This window comes from Paenibacillus sp. M2 (assembly GCF_046713495.1).
GTDB lineage: Bacteria > Bacillota > Bacilli > Paenibacillales > Paenibacillaceae > Paenibacillus > Paenibacillus amylolyticus_B.
On sequence record NZ_CP169648.1, the window covers coordinates 6,151,148 to 6,173,436 of the forward strand.

Consider the following 22,289-nt stretch of genomic DNA (forward strand, 5'->3'; position numbering starts at 1 on the left):
GCATGCCCCATTCCCACATTAGCCATACTTCTTCTGAACACAGCAAAAAAAGCCCCACCCGCCACTTGCATGGCAGATCAGAGCTTTCCATTCATACTTATAAAGGTTGTTCAAAAAGTCCGCTTTTGATTACGAAGGGTGCCTAGCGGCATCCTCAACATCATTATGGAATTCAGCCGAAATAAGTAGGGGCTTACGAAGAATGTTTCCTTCGGAAACATTGCGGTTGCTCACGTAGCTCGATCTACGCTCCGCTACTCCATTTCTAGCTTTATCCCATCTTCTTGGTACTGAAAACCGACCTTTTTGAACACGCACTTATATATAAATCATCTCTTATCTATAACTTCCGCACATTAATGCACGGTTATTTGGCTTAATGATGTTAACGCATATGATTCTTGTTATTACTCTGCAAGTCCGTTTTTATAAGCATAGATCGCAGCCTGTGTACGGTCGTCTACGCCTAATTTTGCCAGTAGGTTTGTAACATGGAACTTGACTGTTTTGATACCAATGATCAGATCATCAGCGATGTCCTGATTCGATTTGCCTTTAGCCAGCAACCGGAGCACATCCATTTCACGGTCCGTCAATTCATCATGCAGAGGAGCTGCTGCCTGTGGCTGCCGGAATCGATTCATCATTTTCGAAGCGACCTGTGACTCCAGAACGGATTGCCCGCGAGCGGCTGCGCGAATCGCATCTGCCACTTCATTGGCTCTTGATGTTTTCAACAGATAACTGAATGCACCTGCTTCAATGACAGGGTACATTTTTTCATCATCCAGGTAACTGGTCAATACAATGACTTTGCACTCTGGATACATTTTAAGTACCTGACGAGTAGCCTCAATGCCATCCATGCCTTCCATAACCAGGTCCATCAGAACAACATCAGGCTTATACTCCTGTGCAAGCCGAATGCCTTCCTCTCCACTACCTGCTTCACCAACAACTTCAATTCCATCTTCGGTATCCAGTACCGCTGCAAGACCAATACGTACCATCTCATGATCATCCACGAGCAATACTTTGATCGACGTTTCCGTCTCCGTTTCGACTTCCGGTTCCATTGACATGTTCTTCCTCACTTTCATCGTTCATCAAAGGTATCGTAATCTCAATCCGCGTTCCCTTACCAGGCGCTGTTACAAATTGTATAGCCCCGCCAATCTCCGTAACACGTTCACGCATGTTAGCCAGACCGTAGGAAGCTTGTTTATTCTCATCCAGATCGAAGCCTTGCCCATCATCACGAATCAATACCCGGATCGCATCAGTACGGCGCTGGATCCGTATCTCCATTTTTTCCGCTTTTGCATGCCGTAACGTATTGGACATAGCCTCCTGAACGATTCGAAACAGATGATTCTCGATGCCTTTGATCAGTTCAATGTCTTCGTCCATTTCGAGCACAATGTCCATAGGTACTTTTGTTTTCAGTTCCATCACCAGATCACGTAGACCTTGTTCGAGATGTTTACCCTCCAGATAAACTGGCCGCAGATGTAACAGTAACGCACGCATCTCGGACTGAGCTACCGAAGCCATTTCCTCAATCAAAGCCACCTGCCGCTGAGCACGTTCAAAATCCTTCTCCATCTTCCGTCCAACGGCCGTTGCTGTCATGGATATCGCGAACAATTGCTGCGATACCGCATCATGCAGTTCCCGTGCCAAACGCTGCCGCTCTTCCACAATAGCCGTAATTCTGGATTGTTCAGCAAGCTGTGCATTATGAGTAGACAATCGCTGGAGCGAAGATACCTGATCTTCCCACTTTTTGCCGATTCGTCCGAGTTGCTCACTTAGACGACCCACATCATCATCGCCCAGATCAGGTACAGTGCGTGATAGAGAGCCCTTCTCCCACAGTAGAAGTGTTTCCCGCAGCAGTTCGAGCCGGCGTTTAACGCGGTAACTCTGATAGAACCCAAAGACCGCACCAATCCCAATCAGAAGTAGCAATAGAGCCAGCCCGGATTGAATCAGATGCCGCCAGCCTGCAAACGGAGCAAGATAACCATATGTATACAATACATACAAAATAACAGCGAGCACAATGAAAACCAGGAGGATCCCTTCACCCATACTTCGGGTTACCATGTCGGTATGTCGTTTTGTCTTCATCGGGGTCTCCTCCTTCTCTTCATCTATTTTACTACGGATTACTGATACTTAGGTCGCCAACAATATAAGAAATGACAAATTTTGCTTTATGTTCACTGGATTCATATCCAGGCGTTCTCCATACTAATTTGTTCATCATGCCGCTATCTTGTTCTCCAAGAAGATTAATCCGGCCGAAAAGAACCGATGCTTCAATCTCCACACCATAATCTTCTGGTAGTGTAAGGCGAACATTACCCATAACTCCTTGCAGCAGCACAATTGTTTGTTTCTCCTCCGGAATCGAAAGAGATAGATCCGCGTTAACCTCACCTATAGCATGCCACAGACTCATACTGCGTAACGTCCAGGATGATTGATCCCAGTAGTAACGAGCCATGAAATTCTGTTTCTTCATAACGCCTTCGTCCAGATGAATCTTTTTGTTTTTCGAATAAAAGTAAGCTAAAGAAGCAAGTACAATCAAAAATACAATCATTAAATTATCCAGCAATAACAGTGCCGCACCAATGCCAAGATACCGATGACCTTTGCGGGTATCCCCATTGCGGACTTGAAGCATTCCAACCGTTAACAGAATCAGTGCGGCAGCGGTCAGGAAGTTAATATTGTCATTCAATAACATCATTGTGCCAATAATCATAATGACAACTGCAAGCCATTTACTCTTTTGATTCATCCCCGCCGCACCTCCTCTGTAAGTTAATCTCTCTTTATTCAACGGAAAAGCCATATCAGGCACTGAAGTCCTGTATGGCTTAACTTTTGTTCTACCAACCGTACATTATACACGATTTATAGAATATCATATTGTCCACTAAGCGAACAGTTATTCTTTTGAAGTTCCGTTCGCTTCATTCTTGGAACCATTGCCCATTTTGTTTTTGAGGGCTTGTAATTGCTGATCCACTTTGAATTGTTTTTCCACATCTACAGGATTCGTGTACGTGGATGATGTGTTGCGATAAGGTGCACGAGCTACGTCAGCTTCAGCTTCCAGCTGCATGATTTTCTCCTCCATGCGGTGGAATCCAAGTGATGCGCCGCCACTTTCGATCGAATGCAAGCTGTTGATGGAAGACATTTGTTTTTTAGCTTTTGCCATTTGTGCACGGGATACAAGTTCATTACGTTTGTTACGCATTTTGTAGAACTCATCTTTCATGTCATGCAACTGTTGCAACAGATCTTTTGCTTGTGCTTCGGACTGTGCATGCAGTTCGCTGTACTCCGTAATTTTTTGATCAAAGTAGATTTTCTCTTCCAACAATTTGCGTGCCACTTCTTCCTGACCGTTAGACAGAGCAGCTTCTGCTTGGGACTCACGTTGTACCGAAGTACGCTCCGCTTCATCCAAACGTTGTTTCATGCGGCGCTCATTTGCCATTTGTTTAGCAACAGTTACCTCTGCCTCATGAATCTCAGCCTCCATATCACGCAAGTACTGGTTCAACATTACAATCGGGTCTTCTACCTTATCCAACATATCATTTACCGATGCTTTCGTCATATCCTTAATCCGTTTAAATACTCCCATTTTACTTTTCTCCCTTCTCGTAACGAGATAATTTTTGGCGAAGCTCTTCAACTTCTTTTTTCAGTGCTTTTTTCTCGATATCTTTCATCATGGAATCAAGTTCACTTTCTTGTGGTGCACCTGCTCCGTAGGCGTTGTTGTCATAAGAACGGGGACCAGATTGAGGTCTGCCGTTGAATCCAGGGCCGGGACCGAAGTTACCAGGACCTTGCTGGTTGTGATTATTTTGAAAAGGACCTCTCGGTGGCTGATGATCATAGTTGTTGTATCCTCTGCCAGGACCAGGACCTGGGCCCTGACCGTAGCCATATGGATCATAAGGCGGATACGGTTCTTTTGGTACCACCAGTGCTGCAATAAAGTATATTAACAACGACGTGCCGCCAGTTACGAAGATACTGATAACAAAGATGATACGCAGCAGGGTGGAATCCATTCCGATGGTTTCGGAAATTCCACCGCACAAGCCGGTTAACATCCGGTCACGCGTTGAGCGGTATAATTTGCTCATGTTCTTGCTCCTTTCGTTTACTTGTATCCTCTTACGTTGGGATCATAAGCATATGGATCAACGTGGTTGGATTCCTTGGGTACCACCAATGCAGCGATGAAGTAGATCAACAATGAAGTACCTCCCGTAGCAAAAATACTGATGAAGAAAATGATACGTAGCAGCGTGGTGCTCAATCCGAGATTTTCAGAAATGCCGCCGATCAAACCTGTTAGCATTCGATTACGCGCCGAGCGGTATAATTTATTCATGTGACTACTCCTTTCTGTCATTGTTCAATTTCTGTCTTAAGCGCTCCAGTTCCTTATCCAGCGTGGAGGATGACATGCTTCCAGTTACTCCTGAACCATCTTGACCCATCCGCCGGATATCCCGGAGACTTTGTGCTTCATATTCGAGATCTGAGACTTGGTCATCCAGTCGGTTAAACATACGAGGTACATTCTGACCGTTGTGATTCCCTCTCTGGTTCATACGTTGTTGTAACTGAATCGTCTGCATACGAGCGTAGTAATATTGGCGTTTGCTGTATACATTCTGATATTCAACTTTCAACTGGTCGATCTGTTCATCCAGCTCCTGTAATGCCGCATAACTTTGTGCATACAATTCATTGTACTGTTCCATTTTTTCCTCGTGGAGGATTTTCTCCTGCAAGGCCAGCTTAGCGAGATGTTCTTCTCCTGCTTTGAGAGCCATGGAAGCCTGTTCTTCGCGTTTGTTCACCATACCTGCTGCCTGATCGGCTTGTTGTTTCATTTGTCTGGTATGACTTGCATATTGATGACGAAGTTTCTCGGCTTCACCGATGTCTTGGCGGGTCGAGACCAGAAACTGATCAATCAGTTTGACTGGGTCCTGACTTTGCTCCAAATGTTCGTTCAGATTGGCTACGGTAATATCCCGCATTCGACGAAATACACTCATTATGTTCTGTCCCTCCTTTTCATAATCGTGAAAGCTTAGTACCGACCACGACGACTGCGGTTATTGCTTAGCATTGAGATACCAAAGATGATTAACCCGATCGCGATGATCGGTCCGATCAACCATGCCAGTTTACCCATCAGTGAGATGATACCGATGATGAGAACAATCCAGCCAAGCATCACATTCCCTCGTTTGACTCCGTAGTATCCCAGTGCAATCATCAGGACCGGAATCAGATAACCCATTAAGTGTCCAAGAAGTGGAGTTAACTTTCCGAAGAGGAGTAGTGCACCCAGCGCAATCAATACAATCGCCCAGCCATTTCCCTTATTCAATCTCATAATTGTTGTTCACCGCCCTTTCCATTCGTTTGTTTTAATGTTGAGTCATTTGTTCGTTTGTTTCTTGTTTTTTTGTTTCCGTGTTTCTTGTTTAACCTTATGTCCTTATTCTAGGGGATTCTGCGACTTTTCAAAACAGACCGTGGACGGTTTTTCATCCTAGACTCAGGTCGGGGATCTAGTTGGACCTTTGACTGTCCCTGTATAAGACCAACGTTCCACCTAAGCTGAATAACACTCCAGATACCTTCTATTCCCCGTATTCAGGCTACCCTTTAGCCGATATCGACCTGTAGAGAGAATAATGTCCATGTCTCTATTTACGTTCACACTGCAATTTCGTTCCTCATGATTCCGTATTGGATAGTCAGTCCAAGCCGTTTCTCTAGCCTTTTCTGCAAAGTCATCTATCAGCAATCTCTTATCTCTACTTCTATATCCCCCTGTGAAATTACTTATTTATCCAAATAAACAAAATTTAGATTGTTCTATATGTAAGCGTTTACTAAAATAGAAAGTGTTACTATTTCTAATGTCAGGGGTGGAACTGAAACTGTGCGACCAATCAGCTATCTCCATAAAATGATCATCTTCGGAATCCTGTTAAGCACCCTGCCCATTTTGTTAACGGGAATTGCCGCATTTATCTATTCATCAAACCAAACAGAGCTGCATCGTACACAGGCCAACAGACAGTTGCTGGAACAAATGCAATCCAACGTAGAGCACAAACTCGCTACAGTCAGTTATATGCTTGATCAGGCCGTTCGCTCTCCAGTAACCCTTCGTTCCCTGTCTGCTTCTTCTTCACTAGAAGGGAAAGGACCTTTGCTTGCCGACAAGCTACAGAGCGAATTTCAGAATATGAGGTCATGGGAGCCATTGCTGGATATTACCCTGGTGAATCAATCCCAGAATTGGCTTATTGATCATGCCGGATTATATCGTAATACCGATTTTCCGCTGGCTCTTCCCATGAAGGAATTGATATCGGATACGTTAATTTCTGGATGGCAGCTCTCCCCTTCATCGGTGTTCAGCAATGATGAGCGTTCACCCGGTACAGGCTGTATTTATCATATTGCCCTAGCGAGGTCTATTCCCAATCTGAATACGTCTTCTGATGCTGCTCTGATTGCGGGAATCCCTGCATGCTCTTTGCAAAATACACGAGGAGAAGCATCCTTAGGAAATGCTGCCTCAGGACTGATCATTATGAATCGGGAACAACGTATCTTGGTCCATCCCGATCCTGTATACATTGGACAACCGCTGTCTGCCATTGGATTACAGGATCGTGATACAGAAGCCAACATAACCAAACTATCACCCATCACATTTTCAACAGGTTTTGAAAACCGAGAAGTGAAGATCGACGATACACATTATACTCTGACGTATAGCCCTTCTACCTTAAAAGGATGGACTTATGTTCTAATCTCACCTACCAATATTCTGACACAAGAATATATCGATATCGGATTACACACCTTGTATATCAGTATCTTCTTACTTTTACTTTCATTATTACTCGCCTGGCTAGGCTCCAAGCGAATGCATGTCCCGATTCGTAAACTTTTAACCCAACTTGGTGACAACCACCTGTCCAAAGAAGGAAACACGGTAGCTCAGCAATCACCACCATTTTCTGATGAGTTCGAACAAATCAGGGCAGGGGTCTCACAATTATCTGCCTCTCGGTCCCAATTAGAGAACACACTTAATGTGCATCTGTTGCAGATTCGCAATCATTTTATGATGAATCTGTTCCAGGGTAAGATCCCTGTTCATACTCTTCATGACACCTTGCATGAATATGGCTACACACATCAGGTTCGGGAATGGCAACAAATTGCTGTTATTACACTACAGGCCGACCTTGTTAATCATACAAAATATAGAGCTAGTGATCGTGACCTCTTATTATTCGCTATTCAAAATATATTGGAGGAAACGGTTCTGCATAACCAACAATTGCTTCCCATTGTGCTGGATCATACGGTAGTCACGGTGATTGGGACCGTTGAACAGGATCAGTTTATTTTTTCACAGAAGCTATATGTATTAACAGACCAGTTACAACAACAGATGGATAGGATTCTAGCTCTTCAAGTCAGTATAGGATTCAGCCAGCCGCACAGCTCTTTATATCACATCCCTCAAGCTTATACAGAAGCCATGGAAGCATTGAGGCATCGGATGAAGCTGGGAACAGGCATTATTTTTCAATATGAGAACATAGATCATTATGCTCCCACTTGGTCCATGACCTACCCGGAATCATTGGAATATTCGTTGATCCAAGCTATTCAAAGCGCGGACGAAGTTCAGTCCTCTGCTCTTCTGAAACAACTGCTTGAAGTGATCTTTGGTATGGAGGTTACACCCGAGGAGTATGAGGTGGCTCTTACGAGGCTACTCACGCATATTTTGCAAATGACTCAGGAATCCGGCATACGACTCGGACAGTTCTCCCAAGGTCGTGGCTCGATGTTTCATGAACTTCATGGTTTGCAGTACGCTGCTGAAGTTGAGGAGTGGTTTAACCATCAAGTCATCTTGCCCGTCATTCAGGTTTTTAAAGCGAGACAATATGCCCAGTATCAGCATATATCTGAGAAAATGATTGCCATGATTCATCAAGATTATGATAAGGATCTGACGCTTGAGGAATGTGCTGTTAAGCTTCACTACAATGCCAACTACTTAAGTAGTGTTTTCCGCAAAGAGACAGGTTGTGCATTTAGTGAATATCTGACCAAGTACCGATTTAATATCGCTAAAAAATGGCTGGACGAAAGTGAGCTAACCGTTAAAGATATCGCAGCACGACTTCGGTACAACAATCCGCAAAATTTTATCCGATCATTCCGTAAATGGGAAGGAATCACCCCCGGCCAGTATCGGGAGCGTAAGCAGAAAGCAGAAGTGTCGAACAGAAATTAGACAAGGAGCACGATAGTAAGTCGTACTCCTTCGGCCAGCTTGGACACCGCTCCATATAGCTCCCCGAACAGGGCTCGGACCTGTGACAACTCGATTAACCGTCGAGTGCTCTACCAACTGAGAGATCCGGGAATGTACTTCAGAGATCATTCTCTGAAAACAAGGTCTGTGTTTTGTTTTTCGTTGTCTCGAACATCTCTAAATAAACGAGGGTCTGGTTCAAAGCGATCGACAAATTAGTGGCTTCAAAAAGAGGGAGCACATAACCTGCTCCCTTCACTTACAACTTTACTTCTACAATCTTAACATCATATGTTTCAACCGTTCATCTCTTTGCGCAGTGTTGTGATGCTTCCTAGTGTCATCTTAGACGTTAGACTACATTGTCCATCTCAATTCCTTATTATCAGTACACTTGCCAAGCGTATGCGATTTATCGCTTATCCTTAGTACGAACTGTTTTCATATTTGGCTGTTCAAGTTGAATTAGAATTTTACCAAACCTTGCTCCACGTGAGAAGGTCACCGTACTATCCTTGTACGTATCGCTAATGTACTTCTCAGCCAATCTGAGGGAATCTTCATCCGATGGTAACTCATACGTATTAAGCCATTCTGGCAGCTTCTCGATAATCTCTTCCACCGGTACTTCAAATGAGTTAACTTCTCTCGTAATGATCATCGTATAAGAATACCCCTTCAAATACAGCAACTGTTGGATATACCCCATATCACCGGTCTTGTATGAAGAAGTTACTCCCAGTACATCCTTAAGTTCATCCATTAGTGTGTGTTCCTTCTGTCCCGCCATAGTACTTATATACACATACTTCCGGGCACAATTGATCGCCTGCTCAATCGTTTCCCAATCCGACATTGCCGGACACATGGATGCAAATGCAAAGTCATATTTCTTCTCCCAGCCTTTATCCTGAATAGAGATTTCCTCATATCGTTCTTTTACGATTTCTATTTTGGATTCCAGAGCAGGAGGTATCGTCTCTTTCATAAGGGAGACAAGCAACTCAGAAGGCTCAACTGCGGTCACACTTGCCCCCTTTTCCGCAAAAGGAATGGTAAATATGCCTGAGGCCGCTCCAATGTCCAAAATGGATAACCCTGCGAATTCCACACCCTGGTTTTCAATCCAGCCCATAATGCGTTCAGAACGCTGCTTTCCTTCTTCGGTAAACGACTGTGCATGATAATCCCTGGCCCACCGCTCAAATGCTTCTTCTGTATTAAAGGGAGTGCTTTTCTTCTCATATTTTGAAATTCTCGGGCGGTTCTTCCATGCCTCTTCCCATACAGAAAGATCAAATAACAGATCAGTATCCGATTCATTTTTTCCATTAGTCACTCTACTTCACTCCTCTATATTAAAGACTTTACTTATCTACAATATACTTAATGTAATCATGCGTCAATCTTTATTAACGTCCATCTTTTCTTATTCTACATTTTCTTACTGCGCATAAATCGTTTCACATAAAATAAAATAGCCCTACACATTGCATAAGCAACATGTAGGGCTATTCAATATACCGGCGAGAGGACTCGAACCTCCACGGTTTCCCACTCGATTTTGAGTCGAGCGCGTCTGCCATTCCGCCACGCCGGCAAATGCTGGAGGCGCCACCCAGATTCGAACTGGGGATAAAGCTTTTGCAGAGCTGTGCCTTACCACTTGGCTATGGCGCCATATTTTGGAGCGGACGACGGGAATCGAACCCGCGACCCTCGCCTTGGCAAGGCGATGCTCTACCGCTGAGCCACGTCCGCATAATGGCTGGGGATATAGGATTTGAACCTATGCATGACGGAGTCAAAGTCCGTTGCCTTACCGCTTGGCTAATCCCCAATAAAAAATGAAAAAACAAAGGGGCGATCGAGGGGAATTGAACCCCCGAATGCCGGATCCACAAACCGGTGCGTTAACCACTTCGCCACGATCGCCACAAAAGGTTATTTTCTAAAAGTTAATTGGCAGGGGCAGCAGGAATTGAACCCACACCAACGGTTTTGGAGACCGTTGTTCTACCTTTAAACTATGCCCCTAAAAACTGGTGGAGGATGATGGATTCGAACCACCGAACCCGTACGGGAGCAGATTTACAGTCTGATGCGTTTGGCCACTTCGCTAATCCTCCAGGATTACATGGTGCCGGCGAGAGGACTTGAACCCCCAACCTACTGATTACAAGTCAGTTGCTCTACCAGTTGAGCTACACCGGCATATTAAATTGTTTTAAAAATGGTGGCTCGGGACGGAATCGAACCGCCGACACGAGGATTTTCAGTCCTCTGCTCTACCGACTGAGCTACCGAGCCATAATAAAGTCTAATCTTAATTCCTTACACTTTATATAGGGCATCAGTGCCATACAGCAGATGTAGTGAACAGTTTGCCTCATGTAAAGATTAAATGGCGGAACCGACGGGATTCGAACCCGCGATCTCCTGCGTGACAGGCAGGCATGTTAGGCCAACTACACCACGGTTCCAGATCACTTTCTCAAAGGAAAGTATAATTGCGGGGGCAGGATTTGAACCTGCGGCCTTCGGGTTATGAGCCCGACGAGCTACCGGGCTGCTCCACCCCGCGTCGTTATAAAGTTTATATGGTGGAGGCTGAGGGGATCGAACCCCCGACCCTCTGCTTGTAAGGCAGATGCTCTCCCAGCTGAGCTAAGCCTCCGAACAACACATTTATGATCATACCATAATTTTGTTGTAAAAATCAACTTCTTTTTTGAGAAGTTATTATGACCCGTAGGGGATTCGAACCCCTGTTACCTCCGTGAAAGGGAGGTGTCTTAACCCCTTGACCAACGGGCCTTAATATTATGGCGGAGAGAGAGGGATTCGAACCCTCGAGACGCTTGTGACGCCTACACGATTTCCAATCGTGCTCCTTCGGCCAGCTCGGACACCTCTCCATATGGCTCCCCGAACAGGGCTCGAACCTGTGACAACTCGATTAACAGTCGAGTGCTCTACCAACTGAGCTATCAGGGAATATGCTTCAGAGATCGTTCTCTGAAAACTAGATTCGAAACGAAACACGCGAATTATCACTTGCTATTGGATAAGCCCTCGACCGATTAGTACTGGTCAGCTCCATGCATTGCTGCACTTCCACCCCCAGCCTATCTACCTCGTCGTCTTCAAGGGGTCTTACATACTGGGAAATCTCATCTTGAGGGGGGCTTCACGCTTAGATGCTTTCAGCGTTTATCCCGTCCGTACATAGCTACCCAGCGGTGCTCCTGGCGGAACAACTGGTACACCAGCGGTACGTCCATCCCGGTCCTCTCGTACTAAGGACAGCTCCTCTCAAATTTCCTACGCCCACGACAGATAGGGACCGAACTGTCTCACGACGTTCTGAACCCAGCTCGCGTACCGCTTTAATGGGCGAACAGCCCAACCCTTGGGACCTACTTCAGCCCCAGGATGCGATGAGCCGACATCGAGGTGCCAAACCTCCCCGTCGATGTGGACTCTTGGGGGAGATAAGCCTGTTATCCCCAGGGTAGCTTTTATCCGTTGAGCGATGGCCCTTCCATGCGGTACCACCGGATCACTAAGCCCGACTTTCGTCCCTGCTCGACTTGTAGGTCTCGCAGTCAAGCTCCCTTATGCCTTTGCACTCTTCGAATGATTTCCAACCATTCTGAGGGAACCTTTGGGCGCCTCCGTTACTCTTTAGGAGGCGACCGCCCCAGTCAAACTGCCCACCTGACACTGTCCCCGCACCGGATTACGGTACCAGGTTAGAACCTAGATACGATCAGGGTGGTATCCCAACGTTGCCTCCACACAAGCTGGCGCTCATGCTTCAAAGGCTCCCACCTATCCTGTACAGATCGTACCCAAATTCAATATCAAGCTGCAGTAAAGCTCCATGGGGTCTTTCCGTCTTGTCGCGGGTAACCTGCATCTTCACAGGTATTAAAATTTCACCGGATCTCTCGTTGAGACAGCGCCCAAGTCGTTACGCCATTCGTGCGGGTCAGAATTTACCTGACAAGGAATTTCGCTACCTTAGGACCGTTATAGTTACGGCCGCCGTTTACTGGGGCTTCGGTTCACAGCTTCGGGATTACTCCCTAACCACTCCCCTTAACCTTCCAGCACCGGGCAGGCGTCAGCCCGTATACTTCGCCTTACGGCTTCGCACAGACCTGTGTTTTTGCTAAACAGTCGCTTGGGCCTTTTCACTGCGGCCCCCTCGTGCTATTCACACTACCGGGGCACCCCTTCTCCCGAAGTTACGGGGTCATTTTGCCGAGTTCCTTAACGAGAGTTCTTCCGCGCGCCTTAGAATACTCTTCTCGCCTACCTGTGTCGGTTTGCGGTACGGGCACCTTCACCTGGCTAGAGGCTTTTCTTGGCAGTGTGAGATCATGACCTTCGCTACTATAATTTTCGCTCCCCATCACAGCTCAGCCTTACAATGTGCGGATTTGCCTACACATCAGCCTTACTGCTTAGACGGACATCCATCAGTCCGCGTCACTACCCTACTGCGTCCCCCCATTGCTCATAACGGCTTACGGTGGTACAGGAATTTCGACCTGTTGTCCTTCGACTACGCCTTTCGGCCTCGCCTTAGGTCCCGACTTACCCTGAGCGGACGAGCCTTCCTCAGGAACCCTTAGGCTTTCGGCGGATCAGATTCTCACTGATCTTTTCGTTACTCATACCGGCATTCTCACTTGTATAATGTCCAGCGCTCCTTACGGTACACCTTCAACCCTTATACAACGCTCCCCTACCCCTGATGCAAAGCATCAAGCCATAGCTTCGGTGGTGTGTTTAGCCCCGTTACATTTTCGGCGCAGAGTCACTCGACCAGTGAGCTATTACGCACTCTTTCAATGGTGGCTGCTTCTAAGCCAACATCCTGGTTGTCTGTGCAACTCCACATCCTTTCCCACTTAACACACACTTGGGGACCTTAGCTGATGGTCTGGGCTGTTTCCCTTTTGACAATGGATCTTAGCACTCACTGTCTGACTCCCGGAAGTAAGTCTATGGCATTCGGAGTTTGACTGAGCTTGGTAACCCTTGCGGGCCCCGCACCCAATCAGTGCTCTACCTCCACGACTCTGTTTTCCGAGGCTAGCCCTAAAGCTATTTCGGGGAGAACCAGCTATCTCCGAGTTCGATTGGAATTTCTCCGCTACCCCCACCTCATCCCCGCATTTTTCAACATGCGTGGGTTCGGGCCTCCAGTGCGTGTTACCGCACCTTCACCCTGGACAGGGGTAGATCACCCGGTTTCGGGTCTACGTCCACGTACTATGTCGCCCTATTCAGACTCGCTTTCGCTGCGGCTCCGGCTCTTCACCTTAACCTTGCACGGGAACGTAACTCGCCGGTTCATTCTACAAAAGGCACGCCATCACCCCTAAAACGGGCTCTGACTTTTTGTAAGCACACGGTTTCAGGTTCTATTTCACTCCCCTTCCGGGGTGCTTTTCACCTTTCCCTCACGGTACTGCTTCACTATCGGTCGCTAGGAAGTATTTAGCCTTGGCAGATGGTCCTGCCGGATTCATACGGGGTTTCACGTGCCCCGCACTACTCGGGATCCGTCTCGGAGGGAACAGACTTTCAACTACAGGGCTTTTACCTTCTTTGGCGGGCCTTTCCAGACCTCTTCGCTTAACCGGTTCCTTTGTAACTCCATGTGAGACGTCCCACAACCCCAAAGAGCAAGCTCTCTGGTTTGGGCTTCTCCGCGTTCGCTCGCCGCTACTGACGGAATCACTATTGTTTTCTCTTCCTCAGGGTACTTAGATGTTTCAGTTCCCCTGGTATGCCTCTACACAACCTATGTATTCAGTTGTGAGTAACTGGAAATTACCCCAGCTGGGTTTCCCCATTCGGACACCCCCGGATCAAAGCTTGCTTACAGCTCCCCGAGGCAGTTTCGTTGTTCGCCACGTCCTTCATCGGCTCCTAGCGCCTAGGCATCCTCCGTGTGCTCTTAGTAGCTTAACCAGTTTGCTCCGGTTTTGGCTGCTCGCTTCCCTTGTTTTGGACTACGTCCAAAGCCAAAAGTCACTCCCATCCAATACCATCGCAAAAGCAATTAAGTACCAATTTATTAAACTTGTTTAACACAAGTTTAGCTAAAAAGGAATGTTCTAATTCGCGTTTGTTTCGTTTCGATATCTAGTTTTCAAAGAACAAGCTCCATGCAAAAGCAAGCTGTTTGAGAGTTTGAGCTCTCAAAACCGAACAACGAGTGAGTTAAAAGCTTTACGAAGTAAAGCTCGCTTCGGAAGCATGCTTCCTGAAGACTTATATTTGAATGTTTCCGTTGCAGGAAACGATTCTCCATAGAAAGGAGGTGATCCAGCCGCACCTTCCGATACGGCTACCTTGTTACGACTTCACCCCAATCATCTATCCCACCTTCGGCGGCTGGCTCCTTGCGGTTACCCCACCGACTTCGGGTGTTATAAACTCTCGTGGTGTGACGGGCGGTGTGTACAAGACCCGGGAACGTATTCACCGCGGCATGCTGATCCGCGATTACTAGCAATTCCGACTTCATGCAGGCGAGTTGCAGCCTGCAATCCGAACTGAGACCGGCTTTGTTGGGATTGGCTCCATCTCGCGATTTCGCAGCCCGTTGTACCGGCCATTGTAGTACGTGTGTAGCCCAGGTCATAAGGGGCATGATGATTTGACGTCATCCCCACCTTCCTCCGGTTTGTCACCGGCAGTCTATCTAGAGTGCCCACCCGAAGTGCTGGCAACTAAATATAAGGGTTGCGCTCGTTGCGGGACTTAACCCAACATCTCACGACACGAGCTGACGACAACCATGCACCACCTGTCTCCTCTGTCCCGAAGGAAAGGTACATCTCTGTACCGGTCAGAGGGATGTCAAGACCTGGTAAGGTTCTTCGCGTTGCTTCGAATTAAACCACATACTCCACTGCTTGTGCGGGTCCCCGTCAATTCCTTTGAGTTTCAGTCTTGCGACCGTACTCCCCAGGCGGAGTGCTTAATGTGTTAACTTCGGCACCAAGGGTATCGAAACCCCTAACACCTAGCACTCATCGTTTACGGCGTGGACTACCAGGGTATCTAATCCTGTTTGCTCCCCACGCTTTCGCGCCTCAGCGTCAGTTACAGCCCAGAGAGTCGCCTTCGCCACTGGTGTTCCTCCACATATCTACGCATTTCACCGCTACACGTGGAATTCCACTCTCCTCTTCTGCACTCAAGTCACCCAGTTTCCAGTGCGATCCGGGGTTGAGCCCCGGGATTAAACACCAGACTTAAATGACCGCCTGCGCGCGCTTTACGCCCAATAATTCCGGACAACGCTTGCCCCCTACGTATTACCGCGGCTGCTGGCACGTAGTTAGCCGGGGCTTTCTTCTCAGGTACCGTCACCTTGAGAGCAGTTACTCTCCCAAGCGTTCTTCCCTGGCAACAGAGCTTTACGATCCGAAAACCTTCATCACTCACGCGGCATTGCTCCGTCAGGCTTTCGCCCATTGCGGAAGATTCCCTACTGCTGCCTCCCGTAGGAGTCTGGGCCGTGTCTCAGTCCCAGTGTGGCCGATCACCCTCTCAGGTCGGCTACGCATCGTCGCCTTGGTGAGCCGTTACCTCACCAACTAGCTAATGCGCCGCAGGCCCATCCCCAAGTGACAGATTGCTCCGTCTTTCCAGTTCTCTTCAGGCGAAGAAAACAATTATTCGGTATTAGCTACCGTTTCCGGTAGTTGTCCCAAACTTGAGGGCAGGTTGCCTACGTGTTACTCACCCGTCCGCCGCTAAGTATCAAGGAAGCAAGCTTCCTATCAACTCCGCTCGACTTGCATGTATTAGGCATGCCGCCAGCGTTCGTCCTGAGCCAGGATCAAACTCTCCAATAAAGTATTGAAAAGAGCGATAAGCTCATTTTGAATCTGACGAGATTAAAAATCTCATTTGTGCTCCAGTCGATCCAAGCCAAGGCTCGTTTCAAACTTTCGCGTTCATTCTGCAAGCAGAATGTTTACTCACTCGTTGTTCAGTTTTCAAAGATCAAACACGGTTTGTTTCACTTCATTTTCGTCTCAACCAAGTTTCGGCGGCGACTTAAATAATGTAACACATTTCGTTTGTTTTCGTCAAGAACTTTTTTTAATTTCTTTTTTGAAGCTTTAGTTCTTCACTTTTCCTCTGAAGAATTTATCGTTTGTTGACGATAATCTCGTTTGAGGAACGAAATATAATGTATCATATATCATGAATGAGAGTCAACATCTTTTTATAAATTATTAAACAAACAAAAAAGGAAGGTTTCCCCTCCCTTATGTGATCAATATAACGTCAGGCTTCGGGAGGAGGTTATGCCTCTATCCAATACCGAATCTCCCGGCCCTCTCCTCCGATCGATGGCCATCCTGCCGATTCTTTTACAATAGAACGAAAGACCAGCTTACGTATAACCAATGGCAGATCTTCTCGAACAAATCTTAACTGCGGATGATGAACAAGTTCATTCATGCTCCACGGCTCCTTGCGACTTCTTAACACACGCAGCAGCAGTTCTGAGCATTCACTCATTTTGGACATTACGGAAAACTCACAGGCAAGCAGGACAAGCTCTACTCGCTGCTCCAGCGTCTCCGAGCTTACGGTAAGCTCTTGATATAGTTTCCATAAAGCGCGATCCAGATTCTGCACATGTGTCCAGACGGCATGATCCGGGTATATCCCCTGTTCAATCAATACAATTCTTGCCCAGTTCCCCAGAGCCTCTAATACATTGTAGTAGGCGTCTACAACATGGCCTTCCTGAATATGACGTTTGGCCTCCACATACATTCTCAAAAAACTGGTGAATTCATGAAGCAGCTTCTGCTCACGCAATTCTGCCCCAAAGGTAGACAGTTCTTCTCGCAAATCACTTAATGCGCTGTCCGCTTCCCAGATAATCTCACCTTCAATTAGACACTGGGTGAGATTATTATGATTTCCGGTAACTACACTACTCTTTAATTCATGACGGCTTGCATAGATCATCTGATAACGAAGATCACCATATCTGTAATGTCCCACTGCCGACTTCAATTGATCATCATTATGAACAACAAGTACTAATAATTCGAAATCTTGAATTAGGGAGCCGTGGAATCGCTCTCCCGGGTGGGAATAAGCGATAGCCCCAACTGCCCCTGTCTCTTCCGACTGTTCGGACAAAAAAGCAAGGTTCTTTAATTCCACGATTCCCTCCATACATTTCATGGCAGATAAGCGCCAAGTCAGTTATAATGTAATTCTACATCCAGACTGAAGTTTCCTTCTTTTCCAGGTCCGATACTACTCATACGATAGGAGCATTTTTCATGATTTTTAAATCAGCAAAAATTAATGCTTTTCGCACTTGGGGATTACTACTGACCATGCTAGGTATGGGCCTAATGATACTCGGAACAGCCGGGATTGTTTTCTGGGGACATGCAGGCAAGGTATTCGCAGCTGTAGGGCTCGTCATCGGACTGATTGCCATGATGGCCAGTCTAGCCATTTATTTCTGGGCGGGTATGCTCTCCACCAGTGCAGTACAAGTCGACTGTCCGGAATGCGGGAAGTTAACCAAAATGCTTGGCAAAACGGATCGGTGTATGTTCTGTCATACCATCCTCACCCTGGACCCTAATAAGGCCAACATGACCAGTCAGCAACTGAAAGCGCCTTCTACAACAGTTCCCCCCACCGATGGTTAGCACGATATGATCTCCAACTGCTAAATGTCTTTTACCTTAATTTCATTGAAGAACAAAAAAGGCCCGGTATGTTTACCGGACCTTTTTGGATTTGGCTTATAAGTGAGCCCTTATTGCTGTTATCAATAGCTAAAATATGAAGTTAAGTTATAAGTTCTAAGACCAATAAAACGGTAGACTGCACGTATGATGGTATCCAATGATAAACTTTGAACTTAGTGAAAATAAATTGGAGCAAGCAGACACTCTGAGTTCGAATAATTTATTTCTGGTAACCGGCCTGCTTTAATACCTCCCATGCAGAAGCATTAGCAAAACTCCGATTCCATGCTGCTACTCCGCCCAGTTTCAACGAAGCAATCAAATCCACCCGCGCCTGAAGGGACACGGCATCTTCGATCCATATTTTCTTGGTAGCTCCGTCTTCCTTATATTCCACATAGTTCTGTCCACTTGCCTGATCCAGTTCAGGTTTGAGTTTCTTCTCTTGGATCAGCTCCACAATGGCATTCATGCCCACCGCTTTGGAAGACACTTTAACCTCACCCTGATCATTCGTCTCTTCCGTCCAGATCCGGGTATAGAGCGGAACTGCCATGATCAACTTGTTAGAAGGGACTTCATCCTCCTCAAGTATGCGTCTCATGGAAGCCTCGGTCCAAGGCAGAGATGCTACCGAACCTGCCTTGGGACTGGCCGCCCAATGTTCATCATAAGCCATCACCATAACATAGTCTGCAAAAGAACTTAATGCACGGCGATCCAGAAAGGCAGACCACATCTCACTGTTTGACTTCGGTGTTACATCAATTGATAACATCAATCCATGTATACGTGCCATCGCCTTGATCTCGCGCACAAATTGCGTAATGTTAGGCCCGTCATCTGTATACACGTTCTCAAAGTCGATGTTAATACCATCCAGTTGATACGTCTGCGCATACTCTAACATCTGCTCAATAATATGAGTGCGTGTCTCGTAAGAAGCTACTGCTTCTTTTGTAACGTCCGGGTCAAAGCTGTTATCCATGAGTCCCCATACTTCCATACCCGAACGGTGAGCCCAGTTCACATAAGCTTGGTTTCCCTTGCTTTTCACCGTGCCCTGTCCATCCGTAATATGAAACCATGTGGGGCTGACCACATTCACACCAGGCATTTTAACGATAGAGCCCACATCAGGCTGACGATTGTACACGGCTTCCCAAACCAGATTTACAGGTTTATTCTGCCACTTCTTCTCTGCTGCAGTCAGCGTATACTTAGGCAAGTCCACCTTCTTTTTCTCGGTGAGGACAATATAATCATTATCTACATATCCGGCATATCCATTATCAAGTTGAACAAAACTCTGTTTATCACCCGTCTGCCATACACGTATCCGTGCATCCTTTTCCATATCGGCAATGATTGGTGAGGATTCTCCCCCACGTTTATATAACGGCACGGTCTTGTCCGCTTTGGATGATAATGTATCAATCTCTGCATACTGTATCATGTCTCCACCACGCATCAGCAGCACAGCACCTGTTACTGAATCTTCCTGTACGGTTATGCCATATACTTCTTTCAAAGGTTTGAGCGGAATATAGGCTTCTCCGTCCTTAACCTCCGGCTTAACTGTCATAGGATAATCTTTGTGATTAAGTTCTGCTTGTGTGCTTCCATCTTTCATATGAAGGACTCGCTGAGGAGAGGCAATAATGATATCTCCCGATTCTGATTCATAACGTATGCCTGCATCAATCGCTTCTTGCAGAACATCTATAGGCAACTTGAGTTGATCTCCTGTACCCAGAGCGTCTCCATCCATCAGTTGCCCATCTACAAAAATAGGCTGGCTTCTTCCTACCCAGTCGGGGTCTTCATGGGTCTGGTTCAACCATACATTCGTTATAAGCCAGTAAGCCCCCCCGGCGATCAGACAAGCCCCGAGAAAACCGGGCCAAAATGAACGTCGCTTCTGACGTGTATATCTGCTTTTTCTACCCAAACGTCTACCTCCGTTAATTATGCTGATCATAAGGATGTGCGCATAAGTTGTTATAAAGATGAGCATATTGCATAATCGCTAAAAAAAAAACGTGAAGAATCCATACTGAATTCTGCACGTTAATATTGTAATTCAACTCTCTTAATCCCTGCAACTTTTGCAAACGCCATATACTTCCAATCGGTGACCGTGTACTTCGAATCCTGTACTAGACTCCGCCTGAAGCTCTACACTTTTGAGTGAAGGATAGCTGAAGTCTTCAATCTTGCCGCATTGATCACAGATAACATGATAATGATCCGTCACATTGGCATCGAAGCGACTTGAATTATCTCCGTATGTCAATTCCCGGACCATGCCAGCTTCCAGAAACATCTTCAAATTATTATATACCGTTGCCACGCTCATACTGGGAAATTGGGGTTCAAGGGCTCGGTAAATTTCATCGGCTGTCGGATGCCCCATGGATTCCATCAGATAGTTCAATATGGCATGACGCTGGGGTGTAATACGGACACCGGTCGTTTTCAGATGCTCCAACGCATGTTGGACACGTGTTGCCATAAAACCCACCGCCTTACCTTTCATTCTCTGGTGAAGAGTAAGTTACTGTCTCCTCGCTCAGAGTTGATTCCCGGCCATTAAGAACGACAATCCATCTTTCATGCCGTGTAATCTTGCCAGTGTACATTTATTGTACGGCGATTACAAGTTTATTGTCAACGCGGCAGTCAAGGAACCTCTGTAGAATCCTGCTGGGAATTTGGTCCGTCCTCGGTAGTCTGTTCCAGATTCTCAGCCGTATCTTCAGAATCAGGTGTAACTGTTTCAGGCGTAGATACAGCCGGGTTGCTCTGAATGGTGAGATCACTGTTGCCTTCAATTTTCACCCTGTACTCGCCTTCACCGAGCTGGCCTTCTATGGTTTTATTCTGTACTTTGAACGGTAAATCCGTACTTAGATCTCCATAACTGCTGGAACCCGCAAGACTGTAGTCTCCACGATCAGGAAGTAATACGTTAATGGCTCCCACCGCACTGTACACATCCCAGTCCCCTCCGACTTTGGTAGATACGATGTTAATACTGCCATTAAGCGATTGGGCTTTGATTCCCAGATTGGCTCCATCCAGCGTAATATTGCCGTTGCGTGTCTCTGCGATGAATTCACCAACGGAGTCGGCAATACTGATACTTCCCACTTGTGTAGCAAGATCTACATCGCCGGAAATACCGCGAGCCTTCATATCTCCACGGTTACTGTCCAGATCGACATTACCAATGGCATTGGCTACAATGACATCCCCGTTCAACGTTTTCCCGGAGATATCTCCAACAGCATTGGTAATCCGGATACGTCCGTTACCCGTTTCGGCCAGTATGGTACTAATGGCTTCCGGACGGTTTAATAATATCGCTCCATTGGACGTTCGAATATCCAGATTAAAACGACGATCATCCGGGATCGTAATGGTAAGATTCATCCGTGGCTGCGTTTTTTCATTGTCTCCATACGTCTTGCCTGTAGCTTTGATATAAATTACTTTTGTACCATCGGCCTCTACAAAAGAGGCTGCTGCAACGGCCTTTGCCTGTACTTCCGTCGTCTGATCTACCCAGATCACCGTCCGTACTTCAATCTCATCCGTATCTCCGCGTTGTACCGAGATATCTCCATTGACACCTTCAACCACCAGGTCTGACGTATCCATGCGAACAGGTACACGAATCGTGCCCTTATCCTCCATATATCCTGCCGCTTGACTGTAGTCCATGGATGCCGCTCCGAGATTTAGACTCACTCTATTCCATAAGTGCATGTAGTGATCCTGCTCGGTGACGATAAATACGGAAGCTGCCAAAATCAGTGAGGTTAGAATGCCTTTGGCATCGGGTCTGAAACGTACTTTGATTTGCTCATCAGGATTGCTCGGGTTATCCGATTGCACCTTGCTTCTTCTGCGTGTCCACAGGAACAGCACAATATATTCAACACCTAAAACAACGAGCAAAAATGGCCACCAGTCCACCATCTCATATACGTAGTCAGTTCCCCACCGTTTATCCAAAATCAACAGCACACCGACCGCTATGATTAAGGCGGCAGCCGTATAGCGGCCAACCCGGACTTTACGGTTCATCACGTTCC

Annotated in this window: 15 protein-coding genes, 16 tRNA genes and 2 rRNA genes; 2 read left to right on the forward strand and 31 right to left on the reverse strand. The window is 46.6% G+C overall.

Annotated elements, in window-relative coordinates:
- Positions 1-407: 407 nt before the first annotated feature.
- The 8 genes from ACETMN_RS28150 to ACETMN_RS28185 form a co-directional block, all read right to left on the reverse strand.
- Complete coding sequence (locus ACETMN_RS28150; protein WP_091020933.1) at positions 408-1,076, reverse strand: response regulator transcription factor; 669 nt, start codon at positions 1,074-1,076, stop codon at positions 408-410.
- On the reverse strand, positions 1,018-2,133 hold the full coding sequence (locus ACETMN_RS28155; RefSeq protein WP_091020934.1) for a sensor histidine kinase: 1,116 nt from the start codon (positions 2,131-2,133) through the stop codon (positions 1,018-1,020). The genes ACETMN_RS28150 and ACETMN_RS28155 overlap by 59 nt, the downstream gene beginning before the upstream one ends.
- A 31-nt stretch (positions 2,134-2,164) precedes the next feature.
- Positions 2,165-2,812 (reverse strand): cell wall-active antibiotics response protein LiaF, encoded by a 648-nt coding sequence (liaF, locus tag ACETMN_RS28160; protein WP_091020935.1) that lies wholly within the window; start codon positions 2,810-2,812, stop codon positions 2,165-2,167.
- A 150-nt stretch (positions 2,813-2,962) separates the two neighbouring features.
- Positions 2,963-3,670 (reverse strand): PspA/IM30 family protein, encoded by a 708-nt coding sequence (locus tag ACETMN_RS28165; RefSeq protein WP_017692315.1) that lies wholly within the window; start codon positions 3,668-3,670, stop codon positions 2,963-2,965.
- A gap of 1 nt (position 3,671) precedes the next feature.
- Positions 3,672-4,181 carry a PspC domain-containing protein gene (locus ACETMN_RS28170; protein WP_091020937.1) on the reverse strand — a complete coding sequence of 170 codons (510 nt, stop codon included), beginning with the start codon at positions 4,179-4,181 and terminating at the stop codon, positions 3,672-3,674.
- A 17-nt stretch (positions 4,182-4,198) separates the two neighbouring features.
- Positions 4,199-4,432 (reverse strand): PspC domain-containing protein, encoded by a 234-nt coding sequence (locus tag ACETMN_RS28175; protein ID WP_091020938.1) that lies wholly within the window; start codon positions 4,430-4,432, stop codon positions 4,199-4,201.
- A gap of 4 nt (positions 4,433-4,436) precedes the next feature.
- Positions 4,437-5,108 (reverse strand): PspA/IM30 family protein, encoded by a 672-nt coding sequence (locus ACETMN_RS28180; protein ID WP_062838036.1) that lies wholly within the window; start codon positions 5,106-5,108, stop codon positions 4,437-4,439.
- Positions 5,109-5,143: 35 nt separating this feature from the next.
- Positions 5,144-5,452: a LiaF transmembrane domain-containing protein gene (locus ACETMN_RS28185; RefSeq protein ID WP_017692311.1), complete on the reverse strand. Its 309-nt coding sequence runs from the start codon at positions 5,450-5,452 to the stop codon at positions 5,144-5,146.
- Positions 5,453-6,034: 582 nt separating this feature from the next.
- Between ACETMN_RS28185 and ACETMN_RS28190 the strand changes: the two genes are divergently transcribed.
- A complete protein-coding gene (locus ACETMN_RS28190) occupies positions 6,035-8,398 on the forward strand; it encodes a helix-turn-helix domain-containing protein (protein WP_411735436.1) in 2,364 nt (787 codons plus the stop codon).
- 59 nt (positions 8,399-8,457) lie between these two features.
- Here ACETMN_RS28190 and ACETMN_RS28195 read toward each other — a convergent pair.
- From ACETMN_RS28195 to ACETMN_RS28290, 20 genes are all read right to left on the reverse strand, one after another.
- Positions 8,458-8,530: transfer RNA gene (locus tag ACETMN_RS28195), tRNA-Asn, on the reverse strand.
- Between the two features lie 301 nt (positions 8,531-8,831).
- Positions 8,832-9,758 (reverse strand): class I SAM-dependent methyltransferase, encoded by a 927-nt coding sequence (locus ACETMN_RS28200; RefSeq protein WP_091020941.1) that lies wholly within the window; start codon positions 9,756-9,758, stop codon positions 8,832-8,834.
- Between the two features lie 182 nt (positions 9,759-9,940).
- Positions 9,941-10,019, reverse strand: a tRNA-Leu gene (locus ACETMN_RS28205).
- Positions 10,020-10,025: 6 nt separating this feature from the next.
- A tRNA-Cys gene (locus ACETMN_RS28210) sits at positions 10,026-10,099 on the reverse strand.
- 6 nt (positions 10,100-10,105) lie between these two features.
- Positions 10,106-10,180, reverse strand: a tRNA-Gly gene (locus ACETMN_RS28215).
- A gap of 4 nt (positions 10,181-10,184) precedes the next feature.
- Positions 10,185-10,259 (reverse strand) — tRNA-Gln (locus ACETMN_RS28220).
- 22 nt (positions 10,260-10,281) lie between these two features.
- Positions 10,282-10,354 (reverse strand) — tRNA-His (locus ACETMN_RS28225).
- A 28-nt stretch (positions 10,355-10,382) separates the two neighbouring features.
- Positions 10,383-10,456 (reverse strand) — tRNA-Trp (locus ACETMN_RS28230).
- Positions 10,457-10,462: 6 nt separating this feature from the next.
- Positions 10,463-10,548, reverse strand: a tRNA-Tyr gene (locus ACETMN_RS28235).
- A gap of 9 nt (positions 10,549-10,557) precedes the next feature.
- Positions 10,558-10,633, reverse strand: a tRNA-Thr gene (locus ACETMN_RS28240).
- A 20-nt stretch (positions 10,634-10,653) separates the two neighbouring features.
- Positions 10,654-10,729: transfer RNA gene (locus tag ACETMN_RS28245), tRNA-Phe, on the reverse strand.
- A 95-nt stretch (positions 10,730-10,824) separates the two neighbouring features.
- Positions 10,825-10,902, reverse strand: a tRNA-Asp gene (locus ACETMN_RS28250).
- Between the two features lie 27 nt (positions 10,903-10,929).
- Positions 10,930-11,003, reverse strand: a tRNA-Met gene (locus ACETMN_RS28255).
- A gap of 17 nt (positions 11,004-11,020) precedes the next feature.
- A tRNA-Val gene (locus ACETMN_RS28260) sits at positions 11,021-11,096 on the reverse strand.
- Positions 11,097-11,164: 68 nt separating this feature from the next.
- A tRNA-Glu gene (locus tag ACETMN_RS28265) sits at positions 11,165-11,236 on the reverse strand.
- Positions 11,237-11,245: 9 nt separating this feature from the next.
- A tRNA-Ser gene (locus tag ACETMN_RS28270) sits at positions 11,246-11,337 on the reverse strand.
- Between the two features lie 3 nt (positions 11,338-11,340).
- Positions 11,341-11,416: transfer RNA gene (locus ACETMN_RS28275), tRNA-Asn, on the reverse strand.
- A 66-nt stretch (positions 11,417-11,482) separates the two neighbouring features.
- Positions 11,483-14,410, reverse strand: a 23S ribosomal RNA gene (locus ACETMN_RS28280).
- 345 nt (positions 14,411-14,755) lie between these two features.
- Positions 14,756-16,308: ribosomal RNA gene (locus ACETMN_RS28285) — 16S ribosomal RNA — on the reverse strand.
- The 16S and 23S rRNA genes sit together here with 15 tRNA genes alongside, the layout of an rRNA operon.
- A 457-nt stretch (positions 16,309-16,765) precedes the next feature.
- Entirely contained in the window at positions 16,766-17,644 is an 879-nt protein-coding gene (locus ACETMN_RS28290; protein ID WP_036607052.1) for a nucleotidyltransferase-like protein, read from the reverse strand.
- A 122-nt stretch (positions 17,645-17,766) separates the two neighbouring features.
- Between ACETMN_RS28290 and ACETMN_RS28295 the strand changes: the two genes are divergently transcribed.
- Complete coding sequence (locus tag ACETMN_RS28295) at positions 17,767-18,147, forward strand: DUF2614 family zinc ribbon-containing protein (RefSeq protein ID WP_076319627.1); 381 nt, start codon at positions 17,767-17,769, stop codon at positions 18,145-18,147.
- Positions 18,148-18,409: 262 nt separating this feature from the next.
- Here the strand turns inward: ACETMN_RS28295 and ACETMN_RS28300 are convergent, their stop codons facing one another.
- The 3 genes from ACETMN_RS28300 to ACETMN_RS28310 form a co-directional block, all read right to left on the reverse strand.
- Positions 18,410-20,140, reverse strand: coding sequence for a glycosyl hydrolase family 18 protein (locus tag ACETMN_RS28300; RefSeq protein ID WP_411735437.1), 1,731 nt, complete (start codon positions 20,138-20,140; stop codon positions 18,410-18,412).
- A gap of 141 nt (positions 20,141-20,281) precedes the next feature.
- Positions 20,282-20,704: a peroxide-responsive transcriptional repressor PerR gene (gene perR / locus ACETMN_RS28305; protein WP_026081471.1), complete on the reverse strand. Its 423-nt coding sequence runs from the start codon at positions 20,702-20,704 to the stop codon at positions 20,282-20,284.
- Positions 20,705-20,871: 167 nt separating this feature from the next.
- A complete protein-coding gene (locus ACETMN_RS28310) occupies positions 20,872-22,281 on the reverse strand; it encodes a DUF4097 family beta strand repeat-containing protein (RefSeq protein WP_411735438.1) in 1,410 nt (469 codons plus the stop codon).
- Positions 22,282-22,289 lie beyond the last annotated feature (8 nt).